Source organism: Streptococcus oralis (assembly GCF_001578945.1).
Classification (GTDB): domain Bacteria; phylum Bacillota; class Bacilli; order Lactobacillales; family Streptococcaceae; genus Streptococcus; species Streptococcus oralis_Q.
In genome coordinates, this window is sequence record NZ_KQ969551.1 from 507762 (window position 1) to 509980 (window position 2219).

A 2219-nucleotide genomic window follows, 5' to 3' on the forward strand; every position below is an offset into this window, starting at 1 on the left:
AAAGCCTGCTAAAAGAATGTCGTGGTCTGGGATATCTTTCTCATTGATTTGAGTAATATCCCCATTTGGTTTTTCGCCATAATTCTCTTCATAAGTTTTAGAAGCATATCTATCCCATTCAGAACTAAAAACACATTCTGTGTTCTTATCCTCAAATCCTTTTCGGATTCCACCAATACCTGCGAATAAGTCGATAAACTTAATTGTATTATTTGAAGTAGTTTTCTTTTTAGTGTTCATTTTTGTGTCTATTCCTATTTTAATTAGCTCGGAGCACTTTTGACTAAAATTCTTACAGTAATCAAGCTCAAGTGAAGCAATTGCATCAATCTCACGCTGAGTTAGATAAATATTTTTCATCTTTTTTTTATCAGAAACTGGTTTTCTTCCCGCTCCCTTGCGTGTACCACCCTGCATATTTTCTTCCCTACTTCCTTATTCGTAATATAAAACCATTATATCATCTTTTTGATAAAAAAATGTTTTTTTTCAATTATTTATCCGTAAAATAAAGATCGATGATAGCTCAAAAAATGAACAACCATTTATTCTTTAGTTATTTTTTGCTTTTCAATATACTCTTCAATCAATATCTTTTGCATCTCTTCTTCGTGCAACTCATTCATTCTCCATTTATTGTACTCCTCTTCAATTTTTTCCCGATTTTTTTCATCTACCATCTTATAAAATCTTTCTTCTGAAAAATATGGAGTAGCGTTATTCGAAAACATACCACTTTCAAAATATAATTGTTCAATATTTCCATAAAAATCCCGTTGAGAATGCATTAACTTTTCAATATAGATTTCGCTAGCTTCTAACAATTCCGATAAAACATCTATATCAGGTTTTTCTGATGCAGTTAAATAATAACCATAAGATTCTGGACTTCTGCTCATTCTATAATACGTTAAATCTGAATCAATTTTAAAGTCATCCATAATAATATCATATGCACGTTTTCCTAGAGAGCGATATGTTTCAACACCATCTAGTGGTTCAAGTATGTGACTTAAAACTTGACTAAATGCCTGTTCAAAATTTTGAAAATTAACTACTACTGTTTTTTTAAGATATCTTCCATTTTCATCTTTAGACTCATACGTAAATGGAGTCAGTAAGAATTTACTAAATCTCGACATCATTTCATCCGAAGCATTCGATGAGCAAAAAGCAAATACTGATTCTGCAAAAACATCTATATTGTCATTTTTATAATCAGGAGCAAACATTGAGCCAAATTCACAGTCTTCACTTACTGCTTTTTCCAAAGCAATATATCTTGCATATGGAACATAATCTATCAGTATCTTGCGAACAAATGAAGAGTACTCAGCAACTATCTCTAAATCCAAAAATAGGTTCAGAAAGAAATTAAACTTGTCCACTTCTGTGTAATCATAATCAAATCCCCAGAGCAACTCTTGAAGTGAAACAAATTCAAAGTTGCTCTTTTTCATATTGTTCTCATCATTTTTATTAGAAGAATATGAATTAAAATCAGGTTTTAATTTTAAGTTATCTATCAATGACTCAGCAACTATAACCGATAATTTATCTATTAAAATCTCGGGTTTCCCTTCTCTAATTTCTTTAATAGTCCTGGGTTTATTACTATATAAATGAGTATTTCTAATAGCTCTTAATTCCTTATATCTAATGTCCCCTGAAGCTCTTAAGATTGTTCGTTCTTCGTTTATAGCATCTATACGATTGTTAATCCTTAGCTGTGCGCTCTTTAAATAGTATTGAATTAAATTATTGAACATATTATACCTCTTTCCAAAAAACGGATAATTTCAGTTTAAATTATACATTATATTCCTGAATTTTTCAAAAATAACACGATATAATTAAATCATAAAGAAATCAGTATCGATTTCTAGTTCTCATCTCCTGCTAGCGGAGAACAAGCTAGCTAGATACTCTGGAGGTAATCTTTATGATTACAAACTTGAAGCAAAAGCTTCGTGAATTACGTGCTAATCGGTTGATAAATTACGGAAACACAGCTTATCAACTTATTAGTAATGACTGGCATTTTGAAAATGTACCAACTGAATTGAGAGAGCTTTGGTATGGACAAGATGTCGTTTCGTTCATAACACTATCTATCGCATACGACTCAGGTATTGACCGAATGTCACACAATGAGTTAGTTCGTTGGATTGATAATGAATGTAGTCTCATCGCTCGTTTGGAAAAAGTTTTTTCAAACC

Annotated in this window: 3 protein-coding genes; 1 reads left to right on the plus strand and 2 read right to left on the minus strand. The window is 31.2% G+C overall.

Going from position 1 to position 2219, the window contains the following annotated elements; translation table 11 throughout:
- Together SORDD16_RS11800 and SORDD16_RS05110 are read right to left on the minus strand one after the other, a co-directional pair.
- On the minus strand, positions 1 to 417 hold a 417-nt coding region (locus SORDD16_RS11800), incomplete at its 3' end, for a DNA cytosine methyltransferase (protein ID WP_241733995.1).
- Between the two features lie 128 nt (positions 418 to 545).
- Positions 546 to 1769, minus strand: coding sequence for a hypothetical protein (locus SORDD16_RS05110; RefSeq protein ID WP_061452594.1), 1224 nt, complete (start codon positions 1767 to 1769; stop codon positions 546 to 548).
- Between the two features lie 173 nt (positions 1770 to 1942).
- Here SORDD16_RS05110 and SORDD16_RS05115 point away from each other — a divergent pair.
- Positions 1943 to 2219: hypothetical protein (locus SORDD16_RS05115; RefSeq protein WP_164966490.1), on the plus strand; the 277-nt coding region annotated here is incomplete at its 3' end.